20 protein-coding genes are annotated in these 25,756 nt (G+C 54.1%); 8 read left to right on the top strand and 12 right to left on the bottom strand.

What is annotated here, in order from left to right:
• Positions 1–9: 9 nt before the first annotated feature.
• A complete protein-coding gene (gene eutS / locus K8W53_RS06470; RefSeq protein ID WP_001031445.1) occupies positions 10–345 on the bottom strand; it encodes an ethanolamine utilization microcompartment protein EutS in 336 nt (111 codons plus the stop codon).
• 416 nt (positions 346–761) lie between these two features.
• On the bottom strand, positions 762–3,041 hold the full coding sequence (gene maeB / locus K8W53_RS06465; protein ID WP_000344299.1) for an NADP-dependent oxaloacetate-decarboxylating malate dehydrogenase: 2,280 nt from the start codon (positions 3,039–3,041) through the stop codon (positions 762–764).
• Positions 3,042–3,312: 271 nt separating this feature from the next.
• Between maeB and tal the strand changes: the two genes are divergently transcribed.
• Together tal and tkt are read left to right on the top strand one after the other, a co-directional pair.
• The gene (gene tal, locus K8W53_RS06460) at positions 3,313–4,263 is read left to right on the top strand and encodes a transaldolase (protein WP_023181777.1); all 951 of its coding nucleotides are present in this window, start codon (positions 3,313–3,315) and stop codon (positions 4,261–4,263) included.
• Positions 4,264–4,282: 19 nt separating this feature from the next.
• Positions 4,283–6,283, top strand: coding sequence for a transketolase (gene tkt / locus K8W53_RS06455; RefSeq protein WP_000087326.1), 2,001 nt, complete (start codon positions 4,283–4,285; stop codon positions 6,281–6,283).
• Positions 6,284–6,345: 62 nt separating this feature from the next.
• On the opposite strand, the gene K8W53_RS06450 is transcribed toward tkt, so the two are convergent.
• The 3 genes from K8W53_RS06450 to nudK all read right to left on the bottom strand — a co-directional run bounded on the left by K8W53_RS06450 (position 6,346) and on the right by nudK (position 8,447).
• Positions 6,346–6,576 carry a hypothetical protein gene (locus K8W53_RS06450; RefSeq protein ID WP_000700635.1) on the bottom strand — a complete coding sequence of 77 codons (231 nt, stop codon included), beginning with the start codon at positions 6,574–6,576 and terminating at the stop codon, positions 6,346–6,348.
• Positions 6,577–6,703: 127 nt separating this feature from the next.
• A complete protein-coding gene (locus K8W53_RS06445; RefSeq protein WP_001270670.1) occupies positions 6,704–7,747 on the bottom strand; it encodes a DUF1176 domain-containing protein in 1,044 nt (347 codons plus the stop codon).
• A 124-nt stretch (positions 7,748–7,871) separates the two neighbouring features.
• A complete protein-coding gene (nudK, locus tag K8W53_RS06440; protein ID WP_023223669.1) occupies positions 7,872–8,447 on the bottom strand; it encodes a GDP-mannose pyrophosphatase NudK in 576 nt (191 codons plus the stop codon).
• Between the two features lie 203 nt (positions 8,448–8,650).
• Between nudK and pbp4b the strand changes: the two genes are divergently transcribed.
• Entirely contained in the window at positions 8,651–9,949 is a 1,299-nt protein-coding gene (gene pbp4b / locus K8W53_RS06435) for a penicillin binding protein PBP4B (protein ID WP_000673293.1), read from the top strand.
• A 448-nt stretch (positions 9,950–10,397) separates the two neighbouring features.
• On the opposite strand, the gene aegA is transcribed toward pbp4b, so the two are convergent.
• Positions 10,398–12,359, bottom strand: coding sequence for a formate-dependent uric acid utilization protein AegA (aegA, locus tag K8W53_RS06430; protein ID WP_023223666.1), 1,962 nt, complete (start codon positions 12,357–12,359; stop codon positions 10,398–10,400).
• Positions 12,360–12,544: 185 nt separating this feature from the next.
• On the opposite strand from aegA, the gene narQ reads away from it, so the two are divergent.
• Positions 12,545–14,245 (top strand): nitrate/nitrite two-component system sensor histidine kinase NarQ, encoded by a 1,701-nt coding sequence (gene narQ, locus K8W53_RS06425; protein ID WP_023223665.1) that lies wholly within the window; start codon positions 12,545–12,547, stop codon positions 14,243–14,245.
• A 184-nt stretch (positions 14,246–14,429) separates the two neighbouring features.
• A complete protein-coding gene (gene acrD / locus K8W53_RS06420) occupies positions 14,430–17,543 on the top strand; it encodes a multidrug efflux RND transporter permease AcrD (RefSeq protein ID WP_001533680.1) in 3,114 nt (1,037 codons plus the stop codon).
• 101 nt (positions 17,544–17,644) lie between these two features.
• Here the strand turns inward: acrD and ypfM are convergent, their stop codons facing one another.
• Positions 17,645–17,704: a protein YpfM gene (gene ypfM, locus K8W53_RS06415; RefSeq protein ID WP_001386977.1), complete on the bottom strand. Its 60-nt coding sequence runs from the start codon at positions 17,702–17,704 to the stop codon at positions 17,645–17,647.
• A 412-nt stretch (positions 17,705–18,116) separates the two neighbouring features.
• On the opposite strand from ypfM, the gene K8W53_RS06410 reads away from it, so the two are divergent.
• From K8W53_RS06410 to K8W53_RS06400, 3 genes are read left to right on the top strand one after another with little or no spacing between them, the layout of a single operon-like run.
• The gene (locus tag K8W53_RS06410) at positions 18,117–18,473 is read left to right on the top strand and encodes an ArsC family reductase (protein WP_000631923.1); all 357 of its coding nucleotides are present in this window, start codon (positions 18,117–18,119) and stop codon (positions 18,471–18,473) included.
• 3 nt (positions 18,474–18,476) lie between these two features.
• Positions 18,477–19,604 carry a succinyl-diaminopimelate desuccinylase gene (gene dapE, locus K8W53_RS06405; RefSeq protein ID WP_001277822.1) on the top strand — a complete coding sequence of 376 codons (1,128 nt, stop codon included), beginning with the start codon at positions 18,477–18,479 and terminating at the stop codon, positions 19,602–19,604.
• Positions 19,605–19,631: 27 nt separating this feature from the next.
• Complete coding sequence (locus tag K8W53_RS06400; RefSeq protein ID WP_000383839.1) at positions 19,632–19,832, top strand: YpfN family protein; 201 nt, start codon at positions 19,632–19,634, stop codon at positions 19,830–19,832.
• Between the two features lie 26 nt (positions 19,833–19,858).
• Here K8W53_RS06400 and tmcA read toward each other — a convergent pair whose 3' ends face one another.
• The 5 genes from tmcA to dapA all read right to left on the bottom strand — a co-directional run bounded on the left by tmcA (position 19,859) and on the right by dapA (position 25,704).
• Complete coding sequence (gene tmcA, locus K8W53_RS06395) at positions 19,859–21,877, bottom strand: tRNA cytosine(34) acetyltransferase TmcA (RefSeq protein ID WP_023223663.1); 2,019 nt, start codon at positions 21,875–21,877, stop codon at positions 19,859–19,861.
• 15 nt (positions 21,878–21,892) lie between these two features.
• Positions 21,893–22,756, bottom strand: coding sequence for a neutral zinc metallopeptidase (locus K8W53_RS06390; RefSeq protein ID WP_001267523.1), 864 nt, complete (start codon positions 22,754–22,756; stop codon positions 21,893–21,895).
• 130 nt (positions 22,757–22,886) lie between these two features.
• Positions 22,887–23,600: a phosphoribosylaminoimidazolesuccinocarboxamide synthase gene (purC, locus tag K8W53_RS06385; protein WP_001171630.1), complete on the bottom strand. Its 714-nt coding sequence runs from the start codon at positions 23,598–23,600 to the stop codon at positions 22,887–22,889.
• A 174-nt stretch (positions 23,601–23,774) separates the two neighbouring features.
• Entirely contained in the window at positions 23,775–24,809 is a 1,035-nt protein-coding gene (gene bamC, locus K8W53_RS06380) for an outer membrane protein assembly factor BamC (RefSeq protein ID WP_000331877.1), read from the bottom strand.
• A 16-nt stretch (positions 24,810–24,825) separates the two neighbouring features.
• Positions 24,826–25,704, bottom strand: coding sequence for a 4-hydroxy-tetrahydrodipicolinate synthase (gene dapA, locus K8W53_RS06375; protein ID WP_000494014.1), 879 nt, complete (start codon positions 25,702–25,704; stop codon positions 24,826–24,828).
• Positions 25,705–25,756: the final 52 nt, after the last annotated feature.

Here is a 25,756-nt window from a genome sequence, read left to right as displayed (position 1 = left end):
CGCCACCAATTAACTTTTTGTTAACTCACACAGGGTAAAGTTTAATAATCGCCCCAGCCCGCTGACCGTCTGTAATAGCGCTTCTTCTACTGCGCCGACGGTGCCATAAATCACCAGCGCGCCGCTAAATCTGTCGAGAAAACCGATGTGTACATCCGCAGCCTTCATCGCTAAATCGCCAGCGATCATGGCTGTTTCCCCCGGCGTTAAGGTCATAATGCCAATCGCGCCAGCATCGGGAACGCCGATCTTTTTCGCCAGTTCTTCACCAGGGTGCGCAATGAGATGCGCCAGCGTGACCTGTTTGCCCGGCACAAATTCCTGAATAATGCGTTCTTTATTCATTGCTCACCGTCTCCACTGAAACTGCCGTCATCGTGGCAATTTTTTGTCGGAGTAAATAACAAAATTCGGCAAGGTGATGTAAAAGGTGAGGTAGATCACTAAGAGAAAGAAAATAAAAGTGACTTCTGTCGAAGGTGTTAACGATAAATATCGTGGTGCATCACATTTTCAGGCGTCATTCTGAATTTAAACCTGTTCCGCAATAAATACCCACCGGCTATTCTTTGTATTACTACTATTGATAAAAATAATGCGTATCACTCGATTTGTGCATAGTACAGATTCAGTGAAATAAGTAGGGGTAACACAATAGGTTCCAGAATATCCCCACACGAGCCTTCCATGCCATGGCGAAGCCCAGCGGCGCATAAAAAAAGCGCAGGAGAACCTGCGCCAGAAGAGAGAGTAATGCGTTATTAAAGCGGCGTGGTTTGCGCTTCAACTACCGCTAACGCCACCATATTCACGATACGGCGTACAGAGGCGATCGGCGTTAATACATGTACCGGTTTAGACACGCCCATCAGGACCGGGCCGACCGTGACGCCTTCGGAACTGGAGACGCGTAGTAAGTTGTAACTAATGCGGGCGGCTTCCATATTCGGCATCACCAGAATATTGGCGGCTCCCTTCAGCGGGCTATCCGGCATCCGGTCATTACGAATACTTTCCACCAACGCTGCATCACCGTGCATCTCACCGTCAATCATCAGATCGGGCGCTCGTTCGCGTACCCGCTCAAGGGTTTCGCGCATTTTGCTGGCGGACAGCGAATTTGAGGAACCAAAGTTAGAGTGCGACAACAGCGCGACTTTCGGCTCAATACCAAAGCGGCGAACGGTTTCCGCCGCCATTACGGCGATCTCCGCCAACTGTTCCGGCGTGGGATCTTCGTTAACATAAGTATCGGCAATAAAAGTGTTGCCGCTTGGCAGCAGTAAGGCGTTCATCGCCCCTGCCGTATGCACGCCGTCACGGTAGCCAAAGACGGCTTTCACTACGCTGAAATGCTCATGGTAGTCGCCGATAGTGCCGCAGATCATTGCATCCGCTTCCCCACGCTGCACCATGATCGCGCCAATGGCCGTATGGTTGCCGATCATCGCACGCTGCGCCTGTTCCTGAGTTACCCCGCGACGCTTCATGATCTGGTAATACTCGCTCCAGTACTCTTTGAAGCGCGGATCGGATTCATTATTCACGATCTCGAAATCAACGCCCGCTTTGATCTGTAGCCCCAGTTTCTGGATACGCATTTCGATCACGCTCGGACGTCCGATCAGGATGGGTTTCGCCAGCCCCAGGGTGATCAACTCCTGGGTTGCGTGCAGCACGCGCGCCTCTTCCCCTTCCGGCAGCACTACACGCTTCGGATCTTTGCGTGCCTGCGAGAAGATCGGCTTCATGAACAGGTTGGTTTTGTAGACAAACTCGGTCAGTTTATCGATATAGGCATCAAAGTCAGCAATCGGGCGCGTCGCCACGCCGGAATCCATTGCCGCTTTCGCGACCGCCGGAGCGATTTTGACAATCAGACGCGGGTCAAACGGTTTCGGAATAATGTATTCCGGCCCAAAGCTCAGGTCCTGATCGCCATAGGCCGAGGCCACCACTTCGCTCTGTTCGGCATGCGCCAGCTCGGCAATCGCACGGACCGCCGCCAGTTTCATCTCTTCGTTGATCGCCGTCGCGCCGACGTCCAGTGCGCCACGGAAGATAAACGGGAAGCACAATACGTTGTTCACCTGGTTCGGATAGTCGGAACGACCGGTACAGATGATGGCGTCCGGACGCACTTCTTTCGCCAGCGGCGGCAGAATTTCCGGTTCCGGGTTAGCCAGCGCCAGAATCATTGGCGCGCGGGCCATTTTCTTCACCATCTCCTGAGTCAGCACTTTCGGGCCTGAACAGCCGAGGAAAATATCCGCGCCGTCAATGACCTCATCCAGCGTGCGCTTGCCGCTGTCGTCCACCGCATAGGCCGCTTTGGTCTCCGCCATATTCGGCTCACGGCCTTTGTAAATAACGCCCTTAGAGTCGCACACCACGATGTTGTGCTTTTGCATCCCCAACGCGACCAGCAGGTTCATACAAGCGATTGCCGCCGCCCCTGCGCCGGAGACGACCATCCGCACGTCGGAAATATTTTTCTCTACGACTCGCAGGCCATTAAGAATGGCGGCAGTACTGATGATCGCCGTTCCGTGCTGATCATCATGGAAAACCGGGATGTTCATGCGCTCGCGCAGTTTCTGTTCAATATAGAAACATTCCGGCGCTTTAATGTCTTCGAGGTTAATGCCGCCAAAGGTCGGCTCCAGCGCTGCGACCACATTGATAAATTTGTCCGGATCAAGCTCATCGACTTCAATGTCAAACACATCGATGCCGGCGAATTTTTTAAACAGAACGCCTTTGCCTTCCATGACCGGCTTGCCGGCCAGCGCGCCAATGTTGCCTAACCCCAGCACCGCTGTACCGTTGGAAATGACCGCGACAAGGTTGCCGCGCGCGGTGTATTTGTAGGCTGCCAGCGGATCTTTTTCGATTTCCAGGCAGGGCGCCGCCACGCCTGGCGAGTAAGCCAACGCCAGATCGCGTTGGGTGGCAAGGGGCTTAGTCGGAGAAACCTGAATTTTACCGGGTACCGGAAATTCGTGGAAATCAAGGGCGCTTTGTTTTAACTGCTCATCCATTTTGTTGTTCCTTTCACGTATCGTTCAAAAAGTGACGCGGCCTGGTGCGCCGCACATTATCACCGTACTGCGCAACACAAACTTTGAAGGTCTGCAAACTATCACGACGCGGCGCAAGAGTTTGTTATCAACTTATAACAGCCATGTTACCTGCTTATACCAGCAATACCATGCCTGTCTGCTATGCTTTTTGGTTATGTAGTGTATCAATCTTTCAGAAGTGTGAATCAACACACTCATCTAACACTTTACTTTTCAAGGAGTATTTCCTATGAACCAGCTAGACGGCATCAAACAATTCACTACCGTCGTCGCCGACAGCGGCGACATCGAGTCCATCCGCCACTACCAGCCGCAGGATGCCACGACAAATCCCTCTTTACTGCTGAAAGCCGCCGGGCTTGAGCAGTATGGTCATTTGATTGAGGATGCGATTGCCTGGGGGAAAAAACACGGCGGTACGCAGGAACAGCAGGTTGCAGCAGCCAGCGATAAACTGGCGGTCAATTTTGGCGCGGAAATACTGAAAAGTATTCCCGGTCGCGTCTCCACTGAAGTCGACGCGCGGTTATCATTCGATAAAGAAAAAAGTATCGAGAAAGCGCGCCATCTGGTGGGTCTCTACCAGCAGCAGGGTATTGATAAATCGCGCATTCTGATCAAGCTCGCCGCAACCTGGGAAGGTATCCGCGCCGCCGGGCAGCTCGAAAAAGAAGGCATTAATTGCAACCTGACGTTGTTGTTCTCTTTTGCCCAGGCGCGCGCCTGCGCCGAAGCGGGCGTCTATTTGATCTCTCCGTTCGTGGGCCGAATTTACGACTGGTATCAGGCGCGTAGTCCGCTGGAGCCGTATGTCGTGGAGGAAGATCCCGGCGTGAAATCGGTACGCAATATCTACGATTACTTTAAACAACATCGCTATGAAACCATCGTGATGGGTGCAAGTTTCCGCCGTACTGAGCAAATCCTCGCGCTAACCGGCTGCGATCGACTGACTATCTCCCCTAACCTGCTTAAAGAGCTGAAAGAAAAAGAAGAACCGGTGATCCGTAAACTGGTGCCTTCCTCGCAGATGTTCCATCGTCCTACGCCAATGACGGAAGCGGAGTTCCGCTGGGAACATAATCAGGACGCGATGGCCGTAGAGAAGCTGTCGGAAGGTATCCGTCTTTTTGCCGTTGACCAGCGCAAACTGGAAGACCTGCTTGCCGCCAAACTATAAACCTTGCATGGAGTGATTTATGTCCCGTAAAGACCTTGCCAATGCGATTCGTGCGCTGAGCATGGATGCCGTTCAAAAAGCCAATTCCGGGCACCCCGGCGCGCCAATGGGGATGGCGGATATCGCTGAAGTGCTATGGAACGATTTTCTTAAACATAACCCCACCGATCCGACCTGGTATGACCGTGATCGTTTTATCCTTTCCAACGGTCACGCCTCCATGCTGCTCTATAGTCTGCTGCATTTAACCGGTTATGACCTGCCGCTGGAGGAGCTAAAAAACTTCCGTCAACTGCACTCCAAAACGCCAGGTCACCCGGAGATTGGCTATACGCCCGGCGTTGAAACCACCACCGGACCGCTGGGCCAGGGGCTGGCGAATGCCGTCGGGCTGGCGATTGCCGAGCGTACGTTAGGCGCACAGTTCAACCGGCCGGACCATGAGATTGTCGACCACTACACCTATGTCTTTATGGGCGACGGCTGTCTGATGGAGGGGATCTCGCATGAGGTGTGTTCGCTGGCAGGTACGCTGGGACTGGGCAAACTGATCGGCTTTTACGATCACAACGGCATCTCCATTGATGGCGAAACCGAAGGCTGGTTTACCGACGATACCGCCAAACGTTTTGAAGCCTACCACTGGCATGTCGTGCATGACATTGACGGGCACGATCCGGAAGCGGTGAAAAAAGCCATTCTCGAAGCCCAGAGCGTAAAAGATAAACCTTCGCTAATTATCTGTCGGACGGTGATAGGTTTTGGCTCGCCGAATAAAGCCGGGAAGGAGGAGTCGCACGGCGCGGCGCTGGGCGAAGAAGAGGTGGCGCTGACCCGCCAGAAGCTGGGATGGCATCATCCGGCGTTTGAGATCCCAAAAGAAATTTACCGCGCGTGGGATGGCCGTGAAAAAGGCGAGAAAGCGCAGCAGCAGTGGCAGGAAAAGTTTGCAGCTTATGAGAAGGCTTATCCTGAGCTGGCCGCGGAGTTTACCCGCCGGATGAGCGGCGGACTGCCGGAGGCATGGGAATCCGCCACGCAAAAATTTATTAACGACTTGCAGGCTAATCCGGCCAAAATCGCCACCCGTAAAGCATCGCAAAATACGCTCAATGCCTACGGTCCCCTGTTGCCGGAACTGTTGGGCGGATCGGCGGATCTGGCGCCGAGCAACCTGACTATCTGGAAAGGTTCGACCTCGTTGAAAGAGGATCCGGCAGGTAATTACATCCACTATGGCGTGCGCGAATTCGGCATGACCGCCATTGCCAACGGCATCGCCCACCACGGCGGCTTTGTACCGTATACCGCCACGTTTCTGATGTTTGTCGAATATGCGCGTAACGCGGCGCGTATGGCGGCCTTAATGAAAGCCCGGCAGATTATGGTCTATACCCACGACTCCATCGGTTTGGGCGAAGATGGCCCGACGCACCAGGCCGTGGAACAACTGGCGAGCCTGCGCTTAACGCCAAACTTCAGCACCTGGCGTCCCTGCGATCAGGTTGAGGCGGCGGTCGGCTGGAAGCTGGCCATTGAACGTCAGCACGGGCCGACGGCGTTGATTCTCTCGCGGCAGAATCTGGCGCAGGTGGAACGCACGCCGGAACAGGTGAAAGCAATTGCTCGCGGCGGTTATATTCTGAAGGATAGCGGCGGCAAGCCGGATATCATTCTGATCGCTACCGGATCGGAAATGGAAATTACCCTCCAGGCGGCGGAAAAATTGACTGGCGAGGGGCATAACGTTCGCGTGGTGTCGTTGCCTTCAACGGATATTTTCGATGCGCAGGACGAGGCATATCGCGAATCAGTGCTACCGGCGCACGTGACCGCCCGCGTCGCGGTGGAAGCCGGTATAGCCGACTACTGGTATAAATATGTTGGCCTAAAAGGCGCAATTATCGGCATGACGGGATACGGTGAATCCGCCCCGGCTGACAAACTGTTCCCGTATTTTGGCTTTACCGTGGAAAATATTGTAGAAAAAGCCCGCCGGGTGCTGAACATCAAAGGCTAAGGCGAGCGTTAGCAACACAGACTTTGCGCAGTCTGCAGACCTGTTCTGTAGGCTGTGCAAAATTACTTCGTAGACTCAGGCGCATCTGACTGCCCGATGACGACCTCATCAATGGATTTATGGCACATCAGGCAAAAGGCCTTTTTTTTATGCGCCTGTAATGTTGAATCCCACGCCGCTGATCCGCCTTCTTTATTCACTTTTTCTCTTATCGCCGCCAGCCGATCTATTTCATAATAAGCGCTCAGGCAGCCACAATGGGGGCATAATACGGGGCCATTATTTATTTTCATACTATTTCCTGCTGTGGTGAGGCTATCGGGTAAAGTAACAATCCTACCGTAACGTAGCAATCTCTATACCATAAATGAAACCTCAATAGGTGTATCCCTATTCTGAAAAGGGGATAACAACCAGGATTCAACGCGTGATCCACAGCGTAGGCCAGGCATCCGGCCCGTGCCAGTTATCGCAGCTCGGTTCTTCGGCATAACGTACCAGACGAAAACGATCGCCATCATAACGCCAGCGCGTCTGGATACCACAGTCGGTTAACCCCCGCCCTTTCGCCAACGTCACCAGTTCGCGCGTTTTCTCGTCAAAGAAGGCGTTCATCAACTCCATGTCATTACTTTCGACGCCGCGATTAAACGGCAGCCGCAAACGTACGGCGCGCGAGACGAGCGTTTTTTTGCGTGAAACTACCCAGGCGAGATCAATAGTGTTATAGGCGCCGGCTTCGCAGTTAACAATCAATAACGCTTTATCATCCGTCAACGCGCTGACCTGCGTCTCGCGACGCAGCGGGTCAAGCGAACAGCGAATGCCGTTTACCCGCCATGCGGCGTAGTCCAGCAGATCGTCGCGTTCTTCCTCACTCAGCGGTACGGGCGTTGGATTAATAACGGCGATCCCCTTTAATGCCGGTGCCGGGGGCACGCTGAGCGGCGGTTCGTTTCCTTTTTCAATCCAGGCGGTTTCGCTGCCCACACGTTTTTGTTGCGCGTCGATAAACAGTAATGCCGCTTTTAATCCCGCCAGCGAAAGCGTCTGAACGCCGTTTTTTAAGGTGATGGCCTGCGCATCCTGAATCGTCTGTAAAAATGCGGTGATGGTGGCAGGATCGCCGGTCATGAGATGCCAGGGCGACACGCGCCAGTGTGGACTGTTGAACGAAAGCGGTTTGCCATCCAGCAATAAGCGAGGCGCAATTGCGGCTTCTTTAGCGTCGGGCGGCGCCAAACCGCCGCGATCGATACGCAGTACCGCATCGGTACGCGCCCCGGCGCTGCGGCTTAATGTCATCACCAGCCCATGATGTTCGCCAGTATTGCGCGCTACGCAAAAATTTTGGTTATTGCAGGTGACCTGCCAGTCGGAAAAAGTCCGTTGCGCTGGCGCAGCCCACAGTAGCTGGACCGGCAACAGGCCAAACAGACAAAAAAGAATAACGCGGTAGCGCATGAACGGAACAACCCCAGATTCAGAACAACACAGCTAAGGCGGTATCTTCCTTGCGCGCCTCAGGGTTCTCAATCAGATTTATCGGATTGGTCTTTTTTGTGTAAAGAAATATATTTCTTTTTTTTCAGTCCATTAGATGAGACGTCTGTAAATAGTTAAGCAATAACACGGTCTTACCGTCCCGAATCTCGCCTGAGCGCACCATTTCCAGCGCCCGGGAAAACGGCAGTTCAAGCACCTCAATCTCTTCGTCCTCCACGCCGCCGCCGATGCTGGCACGCTCGCTATCATGATATTCGGCAATGAAGAAATGAATCAGTTCCGTGACGCCGCCTGGCGACATATACAGCTCAAATATCTTGCGTACCTCACCAACGTCATACCCTGTCTCTTCAATGGCCTCTTTACGGATACAGACCTCCGGCTCGTCGTTATCAAGCAGGCCAGCGCAGGTTTCAATTAACATACCGTCTTGATTACCGTTGACCCATGTCGCCACGCGAAACTGACGAACCAGAACCACGGTTTTTTTAGTTGAGTTGTAAAGCAGAATGGTTGCGCCATTCCCGCGATCGTAAACCTCACGCTTGTGACGGATAACCTCGCCATTACGACGGGCCAGGTCATAGGTAATGTTGCGCAGAGTAAAATAATTATCAGAAAGAATTTTATCCTTAATAAGCGTAATGGTTTGCGACATGCTGGCTCCAGGGTGTAAAAAGAGCATTAATATTACGCCGTGAGGTCGGTTTTGTCTGCTGAAGGGTTAATCCTTAATGCCGACTGAACGGATGTACAGCCATATTTTTCTGTCACTGCCATGACCATATTCTGCTTCTCCGGGCCGCAGAGTCCATGCTCGCGATATGATTTGACGGCCGGAGTGAGACTGAGGGAATCATCATGAAATTTACTCTCGTTGCGACGGTTCTACTGACGTTTTCCCTTTCAGCTTTTGCCGTTGAGTATCCGGTATTGACCACCGCGAGCCCTGATCAGGTGGGATTTGATAGCCAAAAACTTCACCGACTTGATGGCTGGATTCAAAATCAAATTGATGCCGGATATCCCAGTATCAATCTTCTGGTGATAAAAGATAATCATATTGTTCTACAAAAAGCCTGGGGCTATGCCAAAAAATATGACGGTTCCACGCTGTTAGCCCATCCTATTCGGGCGACCACTAACACGATGTATGACCTGGCTTCAAACACAAAAATGTATGCCACTAACTTTGCATTGCAAAAACTGGTGTATGAAGGAAAAATAGATGTCAATGATTTGGTATCAAAATACATTCCCGGCTTTAAGGATATGCCTGGGGATAAAATAAAAGGCAAAGATAAACTCCGCATTATTGATATTCTTCATCACGTCGCGGGCTTTCCTGCCGACCCACAATATCCCAATAAAAACGTCGCCGGTAAATTATTTTCACAGAGTAAAAGCACTACTCTGGAGATGATTAAAAAGACACCGCTGGAATATCAACCTGGGTCGAAGCATATCTACAGCGACGTGGATTATATGATTCTTGGTTTTATCATTGAATCGATAACGGCAATGCCATTAGATCGCTACGTCGAAACCACCATTTATAAACCGCTCGGATTAAAACATACCGTCTTTAACCCGCTGATGAAAGGCTTCACGCCGCCGCAAATCGCCGCAACGGAACTACACGGCAACACGCGTGACGGCGTGATTCATTTCCCCAATATTCGCACCAATACACTCTGGGGCCAGGTGCATGACGAAAAAGCCTGGTACTCAATGGGCGGCGTTTCAGGACACGCCGGACTGTTTTCTGACACCCATGATATGGCTGTGTTAATGCAAGTCATGCTCAATGGGGGCGGCTACGGTAACGTGAAGCTATTCGACGACAAAACGGTTGCGCAGTTTACTCGCCGCTCGCCAGAAGACGCTACCTTTGGTCTGGGGTGGCGCGTTAACGGCAACGCCTCAATGACCCCCACGTTCGGGGTATTAGCCAGTCCGCAAACGTATGGACATACCGGATGGACCGGAACGCTGACGTCTATCGATCCGGTTAATCATATGGCGATTGTGATTTTAGGTAACAGGCCGCACTCGCCGGTAGCAAATCCTAAAGTGAATCCGAATGTTTTTGTCAGTGGATTATTACCTGCGGCAACGTATGGCTGGATTGTTGACCAGATATATGGTTCCTTAAAATAAAAATTAAGAGCCTGTCCCACCAGGCGTTATTGACGCAGCCAGTTTGGACACGGACAGCGCGCAAAAACCGCAGCGTACACGTAGTACGTGAGGTTTGACTCGCTACGCTCGCCCTTCGGGCCGCCGCTAGCGGCGTTCAAAACGCTAACGCGTTTTGGCGAGCACTGCCCAGGACCAAAATGGCAAGTAAAATAGCCCTAATGGGATAGGCTCTAAGAAGGGATTCTGATAGCGTCCCTTCCTTCAATTTACACTCTATTTTCAATACTAAGATTGGCCTCATCAGGCCTGTTAAACGTCGACCCGACGGAAAAATGTTTATCGCAGGGCGTCCAGCCCTGCGAGCGTCAACATTTCTGCAAACGGAGTAAGGTTAGCCAATAAGTTTAAGATTTTTTATCACTCAATCATTTAACCGTTCCAGGCCTTAACCGGCCTACAAATACGCTTATTTAGCTAACCAGTCGAGTATCCCCTGCGCAGCATGTCGGCCTTCTGCCATCGCCGTCACCACCAAATCGGCGCCGCGCACCGCATCGCCGCCAGCGAAAATTTTCGGGTTGGACGTCTGGTAACGAAACTCGCTCTCGACGCTGGCGGCAATACGTCCCCAGTTATCCACCTTCACGCCATGCGATTCCAGCCACGACATACCATGCGGATGAAAACCAAACGCCATAATGACCGCATCTGCCGGCATCACGAACTCGCTGTCCGGTACAGGTACCGGGCGGCGTCGCCCCTGACCATCCGGTTCGCCAAGCCGCGTACGCAAAAAGCGAATACCGCTGGCGCGCCCGTGCGTATCCAGCACCAACTCAACCGGCTGAACGTTAAATTCAAAGTTCGCGCCCTCTTCCCGCGCGTTTTTCACCTCTTTTTTCGACCCCGGCATATTGGCCTCATCGCGGCGATAAGCGCAGGTGACGTTAGCAGCGCCATGACGCAGCGCCGTACGTACGCAGTCCATTGCGGTGTCACCGCCGCCCAGCACAACCACGTTAAGGCCCGCAGTATCAATAAACGGCTCGTCAGGCAACGCCGGAAGCCCCATCACCTGTTTGGTATTGGCGATGAGGAATGGTAACGCATCATATACCCCCGGCGCGTCTTCATTCGGTAAATCAGCCTTCATGGAACGATAGGTTCCTACCCCGACAAAGACGGCGTCATAACTCTCCAGCAGCGTCTCCAGAGAAATATCTTTCCCTACTTCGCAGTTAAGCTCGAAACGAATCCCCATCGAGCTGAAGATCTCCCGACGGCGCGCCAGCAGAGATTTATCCAGTTTGAAAGCCGGAATACCGAAGGTGAGCAAACCGCCGATTTCCGGATGGCGATCGTAGACGGTGGCGCTTACGCCATGGCGCGCCAGCACGTCAGCGCAGGCAAGACCTGCCGGCCCCGCGCCGATAATCGCCACGCGCTTATCGCTCTTCTGTACGTCCGACAGGTCGGGACGCCAGCCTTTGCTCAGAGCGCGATCGGAGATATAGCGCTCAATGTTGCCGATGGTAACCGCGCCATACTCATCGCGGAGTGTACACGCGCCTTCGCATAGCCGGTCCTGCGGACAGACGCGCCCGGTAATTTCCGGCAGGCAGTTGGTCTGGTGGGAAAGCTCTACCGCCGCATCAATATCGCCGGCTTTCACCAGTTCGATCCACTGGGGAATATGGTTATGCAGCGGACAGGTCCATTCGCAGATACTGTGTTCCCCGCATGTGAGGCAGCGGGCCGCTTCACGCTCCGCCTGCGCGGCGCGAAACGGCAGATAAATTTCCTCAAAGGTGGTTTTACGCGCTTCAATCGCCAGTTTATCCGGTTCGCCGCGTGGCGGCGTCGCCTGCATACGCTCGACTTTGCTGCTTGCTGTCCCACTGTGTTGTGTATCAACGGTATGCCAGGGGCGAATCTCCTGCCGGGCGGTACGCAGCCGTCGCGTTTTAGCCAGACGGGTCAACGAGTCTTCGGTGACCAGTTGCAGCGCATCCGCCGGGCAATTTTCCACACAGGCCGGACCCTGTTCACGTCCCTGACACAGATCGCATTTATGCGCGCTGGCTTTGAACTGGTTTGGCGCGACGGGCGTCAATACCATCTGCATGGTGCCGAATGGGCAGGCGACGACGCAGGATTTACAGCCGATGCACTTCTGCGCATTGACCTGCACGCTGTCGTTAATCTGCGCGATCGCGCCGTTCGGACAGCTACGGGCGCAGGGCGCATCTTCGCAATGGTGACATGTGACCGCGCTGCGCTGGTGCTGATGTTTGATGACAGTAATTCGGGGCTGATAGCGCTGTGACGTCAGGACATGTCGCTCATCATTGTGAGCCATTACGCAGGCGACCTCGCAGGCATGGCAGCCCAGACACTGCTGGCTATTGGCCATAATAAAACGATTCATGGCATCCTTCTGTTTTGGTTGTAAAAACCTTATTCTTTATATGAGCATTGTTATTAACTGACGAAGGCGGGGTCGGCAATGTTCATCTGCCCAGGAAGCACAACTATCTGTCCAGAACCTGTGGCAGATCAATTTATTTCAAAGCAAATGCGATTGCGATTCAGCTAAATGCGGGGAGTGCCAGCGTGACGGTTAAACGCCCGGTCTCAGCCAGTCTGGCTAAGGCTTTTTTCTATATTGTGCTGTTGTCTATTCTGTCCACCGGCAGCGCATTACTGACGCTGACCAGCAGTTTACGGGATGCCGAAGCGATCAATATCGCCGGTTCGCTACGAATGCAGAGCTATCGGCTGGGTTACGATCTGCAAAGCCGTAGCCCGCAGATTAATGCGCATCGTCAACTTTTCCAGCACGCGCTCAACTCGCCGGTACTGCAAAATCTCAACGCCTGGTATGTGCCGCAGGCGGTGAAAACTCGCTACGCGCGCCTGCACGCCAACTGGCTGGAGATGAATAGCCGCCTACAGGACGGCGACATTGCCTGGTATCAGACCAATATCAACAATTACGTCGATCAAATTGATCTCTTCGTTCTGGCGTTACAGCATTACGCCGAGCGTAAAGTCATGCTGGTCGTCGCCATATCGCTGGCGGGCGGTATCGGCATATTTACGCTGGTCTTTTTTACCCTACGGCGTATCCGCCAGCAGGTCGTTCGCCCGCTGAATCAACTGGTCACCGCCAGTCAGCGAATTGAACATGGTCAGTTCGCCCCGCTGCCGCTGGATACCAGCTTACCCAATGAACTGGGATTGTTGGCGAAAACGTTTAGTCAGATGTCGAGCGAGCTGCATAAACTTTATCGTTCGCTGGAAGCCTCGGTGGAAGAAAAAACGCACGATCTGCACGAAGCGCACCGCCGCCTGGAGGTGTTATACCAGTGCTCTCAGGCACTGAATACCAGCCAAATCGATGTCCACTGTTTTCGCCATATTTTGCAAATTGTCCGTGAACATGACGCCGCCTGGTATCTGGAGTTAACCGTGGGCGATAACTGGCGGATTAGCGAAGGCACGCAAAGCCCCGACCTGCCGATGCAAATGCTGCCAGTGACGATGCAGGACACGGTCTATGGCGAACTCCACTGGCAAAGCCCCAACGTTAATGCCTCTACGCCGCTGCTGAACAGCGTCTCCACGATGCTGGGGCGTGGTTTGTACTTTAATCAGGCGCAAAAACACTTCCAGCAACTTTTGTTAATGGAAGAGCGCGCGACGATTGCCCGTGAGCTACACGATTCGCTGGCGCAGGTACTTTCTTATTTACGTATTCAGTTAACGCTTTTGAAGCGCGCCATTCCAGAAGATAACGCCGGCGCGCAAAGCATCATGGCGGATTTTTCCAGAGCGCTGAACGACGCCTACCGTCAGCTTCGCGAGCTACTCACCACGTTCCGTCTGACGTTACAGCAGGCCGATTTACCCTCCGCATTGCATGAGATGCTGGAAGATTTACAGAGTCAGACCCCGGCCAAACTCTCGTTGGATTGCCGTTTACCCACGCTGGCGCTGGATGCGCAAATGCAGGTGCATTTGTTGCAAATTGTGCGTGAAGCGGTCCTGAACGCCATTAAACACGCCAACGCGAGCGAAATCGCCGTGAGCTGCGTCACCGCGCCTGACGGCGATCATACTGTTTATATTCGCGATAATGGCATTGGTATCGGCGAACCGCATGAGCCTGCCGGACACTATGGTCTGAATATAATGCGTGAGCGCGCGGAGCGCCTTGGCGGCACGCTGAATTTTTCGCAACCCTCCGGCGGCGGCACGCTGGTCAGTATCAGTTTTCGCTCCTCCAACAAGGAAGAGAGTCAGTTAACGTAAAGAACGGCAAATCGCCGGAAGGCCAGATGTCAGGCTTTCCGGCGTTGGCACAAAAAGTATGCTGTAAAAGCGCATGATAATTTACATTATCTCCTTTATTTCTCCACGTTTGGCTCGTAGCTTGCCGCTACAGTGAAGCAGTTCAAATCTATAACGATATGTAGAAACACGAGGTTCCCCTTTAATGGCGAATTTTTTTATCGATCGCCCCATTTTTGCCTGGGTGCTGGCTATCCTGTTGTGTCTGACAGGGGCGTTAGCCATTTTTTCTTTACCTGTTGAACAATATCCCGATCTGGCACCGCCCAACGTACGTATTACCGCGAATTATCCGGGAGCGTCGGCGCAAACGCTGGAAAATACCGTAACCCAGGTTATTGAGCAGAATATGACGGGCCTCGATAATCTGATGTACATGTCATCACAAAGCAGCGGAACCGGACAGGCGACCATTACGCTGAGCTTCATTGCGGGAACCGATCCTGATGAGGCGGTTCAGCAGGTGCAAAATCAGTTACAGTCCGCGATGCGTAAACTGCCGCAGGCGGTACAGGATCAAGGCGTCACGGTACGCAAAACGGGCGATACCAATATTTTGACCATCGCTTTCGTCTCTACCGACGGTTCTATGGACAAGCAGGATATCGCCGACTACGTCGCCAGTAATATTCAGGACCCACTCAGCCGCGTCAACGGCGTCGGCGATATTGACGCTTATGGTTCACAGTACTCTATGCGTATCTGGCTCGATCCGGCCAAATTGAATAGTTTTCAGATGACCACGAAAGACGTGACCGATGCAATTGAGTCGCAGAATGCGCAAATCGCCGTCGGGCAGCTTGGCGGTACGCCTTCGGTCGACAAACAGGCGCTGAACGCCACCATTAATGCGCAGTCATTGCTGCAAACGCCGCAACAATTTCGCGATATCACCCTGCGCGTTAATCAGGACGGTTCCGAGGTCAAACTGGGCGATGTCGCCACCGTGGAGCTGGGGGCGGAAAAGTATGACTACCTCAGCCGTTTTAACGGCAAGCCGGCTTCCGGTCTTGGCGTTAAGCTGGCTTCCGGTGCGAACGAAATGGCGACCGCGAAGCTGGTGCTGGATCGCCTCAACGAGCTGGCGCAGTACTTCCCTCAAGGGCTGGAATACAAGATCGCGTATGAAACCACCTCCTTTGTCAAAGCCTCGATTATCGATGTGGTCAAAACGTTGCTGGAGGCTATCGCGCTGGTTTTCCTGGTGATGTACCTGTTCCTGCAAAACTTTCGCGCCACGCTGATTCCGACGATCGCCGTGCCGGTAGTATTAATGGGCACCTTCTCCGTGCTTTACGCGTTTGGCTACAGTATTAACACATTAACCATGTTCGCGATGGTGCTGGCAATCGGGCTCCTGGTCGACGATGCCATCGTGGTGGTGGAAAACGTCGAACGTATCATGAGCGAAGAAGGACTCACGCCGCGTGAAGCGACGCGCAAATCCATGGGGCAAATCCAGGGGGCGCTGGTCGGTATCGCGATGGTGCTGTCTGCGGTATTCGTGCCGATGGCGTTCTTTGGCGGTACCACCGGGGCGATTTATCGTCAGTTTTCTATCACCATTGTCTCGGCAATGGTGCTGTCGGTGCTGGTCGCCATGATCCTGACACCGGCGCTGTGCGCAACGTTATTAAAACCGCTGCACAAAGGCGAACAACACGGGCAACGCGGATTTTTCGGCTGGTTTAACCGTACCTTCAATCGTAATGCCGAACGTTATGAGAAAGGCGTAGCGAAAATTTTGCATCGCAGCCTGCGCTGGATTCTGATTTATGTTCTGTTGCTTGGCGGAATGGTGTTCCTGTTTTTGCGTCTCCCCACCTCCTTTCTGCCGCAAGAAGATCGGGGCATGTTCACTACGTCTATCCAGCTACCGAGCGGTTCTACGCAACAGCAGACCCTGAAAGTCGTTGAAAAGGTTGAAAACTATTACTTCACCCATGAGAAAGACAACATTATGTCGGTCTTCTCGACGGTAGGTTCCGGCCCTGGCGGGAATGGGCAAAACGTCGCGCGCATGTTTGTTCGCTTGAAAGACTGGGACGCGCGCGATCCCACCACCGGCTCCTCGTTCGCCATTATTGAGCGGGCGACAAAAGCGTTTAACCAGATTAAAGAAGCTCGCGTCTTCGCCAGCAGCCCGCCGGCAATTAGCGGTCTGGGCAGCTCCGCCGGTTTTGATATGGAATTACAGGATCACGCCGGAGCAGGCCATGACGCGCTGATGGCCGCACGAGATCAACTCATTGAGCTGGCCGGGAAAAACAGTTCCTTGACCCGCGTGCGCCACAACGGCCTGGACGACAGCCCGCAACTGCAAATTGATATTGACCAACGAAAAGCGCAGGCGCTGGGCGTATCGATTGACGATATCAACGACACCCTGCAAACAGCCTGGGGATCGAGCTACGTCAACGACTTTATGGACCGGGGCCGCGTGAAGAAGGTCTATGTTCAGGCCGCAGCGAAATATCGTATGCTGCCGGATGATATTAATCTTTGGTATGTCCGTAACAAAGACGGCGGCATGGTCCCCTTCTCCGCCTTCGCCACCTCGCGCTGGGAAACCGGATCGCCGCGTCTGGAACGCTATAACGGCTATTCGGCGGTAGAAATTGTCGGAGAGGCCGCGCCGGGGGTCAGTACCGGGACGGCGATGGATGTCATGGAGTCGTTGGTGCATCAGCTACCGGGCGGTTTTGGCCTGGAATGGACAGCCATGTCTTACCAGGAACGGCTCTCCGGCGCGCAGGCGCCCGCGCTGTACGCTATTTCGCTATTAGTCGTCTTCCTGTGTCTGGCGGCATTGTATGAAAGCTGGTCGGTGCCCTTCTCGGTGATGCTGGTTGTGCCGCTCGGCGTCATTGGAGCGCTACTCGCTACCTGGATGCGCGGGCTGGAAAACGATGTTTACTTCCAGGTGGGGCTGTTGACCGTTATCGGCCTCTCGGCGAAAAACGCGATTCTGATTGTGGAATTCGCCAACGAAATGAATCAGAAGGGACACGCGCTGTTAGACGCCACGCTGTACGCCAGCCGCCAGCGCCTGCGACCGATACTGATGACTTCGCTGGCGTTTATCTTTGGCGTATTGCCGATGGCCACCAGCACCGGGGCAGGCTCGGGTAGCCAACATGCTGTCGGAACCGGCGTGATGGGAGGAATGATCTCAGCAACCATTCTGGCTATCTTCTTTGTACCCCTGTTTTTCGTGCTGATACGTCGCCGCTTCCCGCTGAAGCCGCGCCCGGAATAAGCTCCCGGCCAGCCTGATACGAGGTGTCGGGCACAAAAAAGGCGACTTTCGTTGAGTCGCCTTTTCTTATCCCCTATGGGAGCGCGGTGCCTTCCAGGCATTTATTTACGAAGCATGACTTCGATAAAATCTTTCCAGTTCCCCAGTTCACGTTCAATCATAATAGCCTCTCTTATTATTATGGGTATTCTACGTAGTTAGCGGTATAGAGAGAAGTTCATTTAACCGATTGTTGCGATATCCTCTGGTTACGCTGTCTATGATATTACTATGGCGCTGTAGCCGTAAATTTTATGTGACTTACTGCAATATTTAGCAACATTAATACCTTTTCTACTACTTTATCAAATCGGGTTAAAAAACAATCAATTGCATGTGCGCAAAATAGGATTTTCCTCGCGAATTATAAACAAGCCACATCTGGAACGTTTTGGAATCATTATTCACATTCACTCAACAATGTTATATTGATTGCCGATCAGCGCTGGATAAATAACCATTAACAGCCACACTTATTATCCCGCAGACGATACTATTGATTATTTATTCGAATTTCGCGTTAAAGGATTCAATATGATTACCCTCTATGGCATTAAGAATTGCGACACGATCAAAAAAGCGCGCCGTTGGCTGGAGGAGCATGGCATTGATTATCGTTTTCACGATTACCGTGTGGATGGCATAGACCTCCCTCTTCTTAATACCTTTATTGCCGAACTCGGCTGGCAGCCTTTACTGAATACGCGCGGCACAACATGGCGCAAACTGGATGAAGGCGATCGCAGCGGGATTACCGATGCCGACTCCGCCGCTGCTCTCATGGTTGAACAGCCGGCAATCATCAAACGCCCATTGCTCTGCGCGCCCGGGAAGCCTATGCTGCTTGGTTTCAGTGAATCCCGTTATCAGCAGTTTTTTGATGAGGTGTAGTCTATGTCGTGCCCGGTTATTGAGCTGACACAGCAACTTATTCGTCGCCCCTCCCTGAGTCCGGATGACGCAGGCTGTCAGGCATTAATGATTGAACGCCTGCGTAAAATCGGTTTTACCATTGAGCATATGGATTTTGGCGACACGCAAAATTTTTGGGCATGGCGTGGGCGTGGCGAAACGCTGGCGTTCGCCGGGCATACTGACGTCGTACCGGCTGGCGATGTCGATCGCTGGATCAATCCGCCGTTTGAGCCTACGATTCGCGACGGAATGTTGTTCGGTCGCGGCGCGGCGGATATGAAAGGTTCACTGGCGGCCATGGTGGTGGCTGCTGAACGTTTTGTTGCGCAGCATCCTCATCACCGGGGCCGCCTCGCGTTTTTGATTACCTCTGATGAGGAAGCCAGCGCAAAAAATGGCACCGTCAAGGTGGTTGAAGCGCTGATGGCCCGTCACGAGCGGCTGGATTACTGTCTGGTCGGCGAACCTTCCAGTACTGAAATTGTGGGTGATGTCGTCAAAAACGGGCGTCGCGGTTCCCTCACCTGTAACCTCACTATTCATGGCGTTCAGGGGCACGTCGCCTATCCGCATCTGGCGGATAACCCTGTTCATCGCGCCGCGCCTTTTCTTAATGAACTGGTCGCTATCGAGTGGGATCGGGGCAATGATTTTTTCCCGGCCACCAGTATGCAGGTAGCCAATATCCAGGCAGGCACCGGCAGCAATAATGTCATTCCCGGCGAACTGTTCGTGCAGTTTAACTTCCGTTTCAGCACGGAACTGACCGATGAGATGATCAAAGAGCGGGTACATGCGCTGCTTGAGAAGCATCAGCTACGTTATACCGTAGACTGGTGGCTTTCCGGCCAGCCGTTCCTGACCGCACGCGGCAAGCTGGTGGACGCGGTGGTAAACGCCATTGAGCACTATAATGAAATTAAACCGCAATTACTGACGACGGGCGGTACGTCCGACGGACGTTTTATCGCCCGTATGGGAGCGCAGGTGGTAGAACTGGGGCCGGTGAACGCCACCATTCATAAAATTAATGAATGTGTGAATGCCGCCGATCTCCAGCTACTGGCCCGTATGTATCAACGCATTATGGAACAGCTCGTCGCCTGATGAGCGTTCCGGTAAGAGGAAATAAGCATGGACTGGCTGGCAAAATATTGGTGGATTCTGGTATTGGTGTTTCTGGTAGGCGTACTGCTGAATGTGATCAAAGATCTCAAACGCATCGACCATAAGAAATTCCTTGCCAATAAACCTGAGCTGCCCCCGCATCGCGATTTTAACGATAAGTGGGACGATGAAGACGACTGGCCGAAGAAAGATCAGCCGAAAAAGTAACCGGATAACATGCCGGACAGGTATCGCTATCCGGCATGGTCCCCACCGCCGGGCATTACGTCGCGTAAACGCTGCGTTCGTCCGGCATCCAGCGCAATCAGCGCCTGCGCCGCCTGCGCACGCTGCAACGCCAGCAGAGCTTTACGGCCTGAAATGCGTAGCCGGGCGCACAGTTCGGCATCGCTGGCTTTTTCCTCCAGCCGCCCTCTCAGCGCCGGTAATGGCAATGCGCTGTATTGCAGTAAACGATGCAGGCAACCTAACGATGTCAGTAGCGGGCGGTGCGCGAACGCAAAACCGACCAGCTCACGCCAGTCTTCACCATTAAGCGCCTGTTCGCGTAACGCCGCCAGCGGTATCGCCTCGCCGTTCCACTGCGTCAGGATATCCGCATCGCGGCGCAAACGTCGGTGTTCCTGCTGCGCCAGCCGTTTTCCCGCGTCGCTCAGCGGCAATAACGCCATCGCCGTATAGCAACCGCTGCTCGCCTCCCGATGGTTGCCCATCCGTACCAGTACAAAGCCGCAGCGTTGCCAGAAACGCCACAGCTCCGGCGTATAGCCGAAGCTGACGGAAAGATAATCACACTGCGCCGCCTGCATGCACGCGCAGGCAATCAACTGCTGACCGATGCCTTCGCGCTGGCGGGCGGGGTGCACTGCGATACGGCTTACGCGACGCCCGACCAGCGTCGCGGCTAAAGGGTCGCTACCGTGCGCCGCCAGCGACTGCGCCACCAGATTTCCACGCGGACGCCGGAAACCGGCCCATACAGCCTGACTGAGTTCTGCGGATAACCCGCCCTCTTCGACCAGCCAGAGGGCGCCCGCCACACGGTTATTCGCCGTGGCCTGCAAGAAATGCTGTCCTGGCGCATCCATCATTCGGCGCAGATCCAGCGGCGAAGTACGATAGTGCGCCCCCGACAGTAACTGATACACAGCCCTCGGCAACGCGGGCGTCTCCCCCCAGGCCTGTTGGTAAAACGCCGAGATTGCTATCGCGCCATGTGGCGCCTGCGCAAACGCTTCATCGTCGAATATCAGCGCCTCGCTGACGATATTTTCCAGCGGGCATTCTGGCGCCCAGCGGACAGGCTGACGAAGCGTGAAGCGGTGAAGCTGCGGAAAACGGGCGCAAAACTTAAGTAAAAAACCTCGTCCGGTGCCTTCGTAGCCCTGAACGGTGGTGGTGAGTAGTATGCGGGGAAAGCGCGAAACCAGTTGCAGCAGCAGCGGCGCGGGGATTGCCGCCGCCTCGTCAACCACCAGCCAGTCGGCTCTTGCCCCGCTCGCCAGCAGCGCATCCGGCGCCATAAAGCAGAACCGCTCACCGGCAAACGCTGCCAGGATATCCGTTGCCGTTTTCGCCGGTGCGGTCACGATAGCCGTGCCCGCCATCCGGGAGATGAATTGCCCGGCCAGCGCCGATTTGCCGCGCCCACGGGGGGCAATCACCGTCGCCACGCCGGGCGGCATTTCACGTAAACGCGATAAGATAGCCGCCTGCTCCGGCTGCGGCTCGCCGGTGGCGGGTCGCCAGCATTCACGGGAAGGATAAGATGGCCAGCAAAACGGCTGGCGCTGTCGCCAAAGCAGCGTTTGCGGATCGCGGGAAAGAGTCCGTTTAAGATGCTGTGCAAACTGCGGTGTGGGGATAGGCTGCGCGCAGTCGCTCCAGCGCAGTGAATCGATATCAGGCCTGCTTTCCCACGTCTCGTACGGCGGCATCAGCAGAAGCAGCCAGCTTCCGGCCTGCAAGGTCCCGCTCAGGGCGGCAAACGCTGCGGCGTCAAAGCCCTGCCAGGCATCAAATATCGCATGACGGAATTCACGGCCCAGCAGCGTTTGTAACGCCTGTGACGTACAGCGCGGCTGTGCGGGCGCGTCTGGCGCGACCCACAGCCAGTCACCGGGCAGCGCAGCGCGTATCGCCTCGGCCCGCTCCCGGCACCACGCCGCATCGCCGCTGATGACCAGTAAACGGCGAATGCCTTCCTGTGTCATTTGCGACGTTAACGCCTGTAGCGCATCGATATCAGACATCCCTGCCCCGGTTTATCAAAAGTTTTTGCCAAACGTATTACATTGCGCCGGGTCACCGCTGTCAAATCCACGCTTAAACCAGCTGTAGCGCTGTTCTGAGGTGCCGTGGGTAAAACTATCCGGCACGACGCGCCCCTGCCCCTGTTGCTGTAAGCGATCGTCGCCGATAGCCTGTGCGGCATTGAGCGCCTCTTCCAGATCGCCCGCCTCCAGTACACCTTGCTGCTGCATACTGTGTCCCCACACGCCGGCAAAGCAATCCGCCTGTAGCTCCATGCGCACCGAAAGGCGATTCACCTCCGTTTGCGACGCGTTTTGCTGCAACTGGCGTACTTTCGGCTCAATACCTAACAGTTTTTGTACGTGGTGGCCGACTTCGTGGGCGATGACATAGCCCTGGGCAAAATCACCGTCCGCGCCCAGCTTATTTTTCATATCATCGTAAAATGAGAGATCGATATAAACGGTGCCGTCCGCCGGGCAGTAAAACGGCCCCATCACGGACTGACCCGCACCACAGCCGGTGCGCGTCATACCACGGTACATCACCAGTTTTGGCTGCTGATAGCCGCGCCCCATTTTTTGAAAGAGTTGCCCCCAGGTATCTTCGGTCGTCGCCAGAATCACCGAGGTAAATTTTGCCGCTTCATCATCATTGGGGCTTATCGAACGCGTCGACTGCTGCTGCGAAACCGGCTGACCGGTCAACAGACCGGTTAAATCCACCCCATAGTACCCTGCGACCAACACCACCACCAACAGAATGATGCCGCCTTTTCCGCGCGGAAGACGAAAGCCTGGGCCACCCAGCGAGGGGCCGCCTGGCCGATTACGTCTGTCCTCTACATTGTTACTTTCACGACGCCCTTGCCAGCGCATAATCACCTCATTCTCTCTTTGTTATACAGATGATCGTAGGCGGTCAGGCGCAGGATTACCACAGGTAAACGCTATCAGAATGAGGAAAGGATGATACCGGAGAGCGGTTGCCCCCCGGTCAGAAGCGGAATTAATCTAATTTCACGCCCAGGCGATGCGCGACGGCTTCATAGGCTTCAATCAGACCGCCCAGACTCTGGCGGAAGCGGTCTTTGTCCATTTTGTCCAGCGTCTCTTTATCCCACAGGCGGCTGCCGTCCGGCGAAAACTCATCGCCCAGCACCACTTCGCCTTTATACAGGCCAAACTCCAGTTTGAAATCCACCAGGATAAGGCCCGCGTCATCAAACAGTTTTTTCAGTACGTCGTTGGCTTTGTAGGTTAGCTCTTTCATACGCGCCAGATTTTCCTGACTTACCCAACCGAACGTTTCACAGTAGGAACTATTCACCATCGGGTCGTGCAGCGCGTCGTTTTTCAGGAACAGATCGAATATCGGCGGGTTAAGCTCCATGCCTTCTTCCACGCCCAGACGCTTGACCAGCGACCCAGCCGCACGGTTGCGCACCACACATTCAACCGGCACCATCTCCAGCTTCTTCACCAGACACTCGGTATCAGACAGCAAACGTTCCATCTGGGTCGGGATGCCCGCCTCGGCCAGTTTGGTCATAATGAAATGGTTGAATTTGTTATTTACCATGCCCTTGCGATCAAACTGTTCAATGCGCGCGCCATCCCCTGCTGACGTATCATTGCGGAATTCGAGCACCAACAGGTCCGGGTTTTCCGTGCTGTATACGGTTTTCGCTTTACCACGATACAACTCAGCTTGCTTTTGCATCTTTAACACTCCTGGGTGTGAATTAACGATAAGTATTCATTTCCTGCTACGCCTGCCGGAGACGTCGGCCTGTAATTGTGGTGCGAAATAGCGGTTAAATCGCGTTTTTGTACTGACGCACACGTTTGCGTATCTTATCAGAAAAAAGGGCCGGATTACTCCAGCCCTGTTAAATTACTTGTTGAACGCTGCCTGGAAGACGGCAACCAGCGCGTCGTTCTGGCTTTGCGTCAGAGTATGCCCCTTAGGATCGATAAACTGCAAGCTGCTGCGGTTATCTAAATCGCCGACCTGCAATTTATAGTCTCCGGATGCCAGGCCCGGGTCGCTAGCGCCCAGATCCCGCCAGTCGCTGTCAGACAACGGTTTGTACGTTACCGCCATGCTGCCCTGAGAGCGAGTGCTGTCGGTGACTTTCATGCCCACTTTTTCCAGCGCGGCCGGGAGGCGTTGCCACACGAGGTTGAACGGACCGCGAACGACCAGCATAGGTAAACCGGTATCATCAGCGGCGCTCTGCACATCCATCGTTGCGGCGGAACGGTTCTGCGCGGCATTTGCCGCATCCGTAGCGGTCTTATCCAGACCGGCGGAAATGACGTTCATCATTTCAGTGCTATAGCGCTGCAGCGACGCCGCGTCAGCGACCGGCTTGCCAGCCTGTTCCAGATTAACCAGTTTTACCGTTACCGCCTGCTGATAGCCCTGCGGCTTCACCGAGATTTGATAACGTCCGCGATACTGTTCGTCTTCATCCAGGCGGTTCCAGTTCACCCAATCGGTCGTCAGGGTCTGGCTGGCATCGTCACGTTTTTCAATCGGATAATTTTTCGCCTGAATCACGCTGACGACTTGCGGCCACAGCGTGCTGCTCCGGCCATTCTCCACCAATAGCGTAGCGGTATCGCCAGAGAACTGGGTACGCGCGCCGCTCACTAACGCTAACGGCTGCGCCGGCGGACGGATATCCAACGCCTTACCAACCGCGCCGCTCCCCTTCGTGACCGGAATAACGTAGTCGCCGGTCGTTATCGGCAGGATCATTCCTGCCGGGGCGTGAAGTTCAGCAAGCGGCGCGGCATCCAGATAGGATTCATCGCCGCTTACCTGGCGCTTGTAGCGCGAATCGGAACTACAGGCAGCGAGCAGCAAAACAAGCGAAACACCCGCAACCTTCGCCAGGCGCGACTTTTGTACTGAGTAAGCCATCAAATCTCCCTAAACTTTACAGCAGGCCAGCATGCTGAAGCGCTGCTTTGACGATGTCACGACCATGGTCTGTGATAGGCGTCATTGGCAGGCGCAGCGTGTCGGTCGCCACAAGACCCAATGCCTTACATGCCCATTTCACCGGGATAGGATTGGGTTCGACAAATAGTTTGTTGTGTAACGGCATCAGACGCTGGTTGATAGCGCGCGCCTCGGCAAATTGCCCTTCCGCCGCCAGTTTGCACATGTCAGCCATCTCGCGCGCCGCTACGTTAGCCGTAACGGAAATCACGCCATGACCACCCAGCTGCATAAAGTCCAGCGCAGACGCGTCATCGCCGCTAAGCAGAATAAAATCGTCTGAAACCAGCTCTTTGATCTGGTGAACGCGGGTTAAGTTCCCTGTCGCCTCTTTGATAGCGATAATATTTTTTATTTCCGCCAAACGACCCACGGTTTCCGGCAACATATCGCAACCGGTACGGGACGGCACATTATACAGAATTTGCGGCAAGTCAGTGTGTTCCGCGATGGCTTTGAAATGCTGGAACAAACCTTCCTGCGTGGGGCGATTGTAGTACGGCGTTACCGTCAGGCAGCCAACAATGCCGCTATCGTTAAAACGCTGCGTCAGGCTAATCGCTTCCGCGGTCGCGTTTGCGCCCGTGCCGGCGATAACCGGAATACGTCCGTCAGCCAGTTCCAGCGTCATCATCACGACATCGCCATGTTCATCATGGCTTAGCGTGGCAGACTCGCCGGTGGTGCCAACCGAAACAATCGCCGAGGTACCGTTGGCGACATGATAATCAATGAGTTTTTTCAGGCAAGGCCTACTGACGTTACCTTTCTCATCCATCGGCGTAACAAGCGCGACAATACTTCCCGTGAACATGGGCCATCCTCTGTGCAAACAAGTCCCTCAATGGTACGTTTGGTATGGCAAT

The sequence above is a fragment of the Salmonella sp. A29-2 genome, from assembly GCF_020150755.1.
GTDB lineage: Bacteria > Pseudomonadota > Gammaproteobacteria > Enterobacterales > Enterobacteriaceae > Salmonella > Salmonella enterica.
This window is presented reverse-complemented; position numbering and strand designations above follow the sequence as displayed.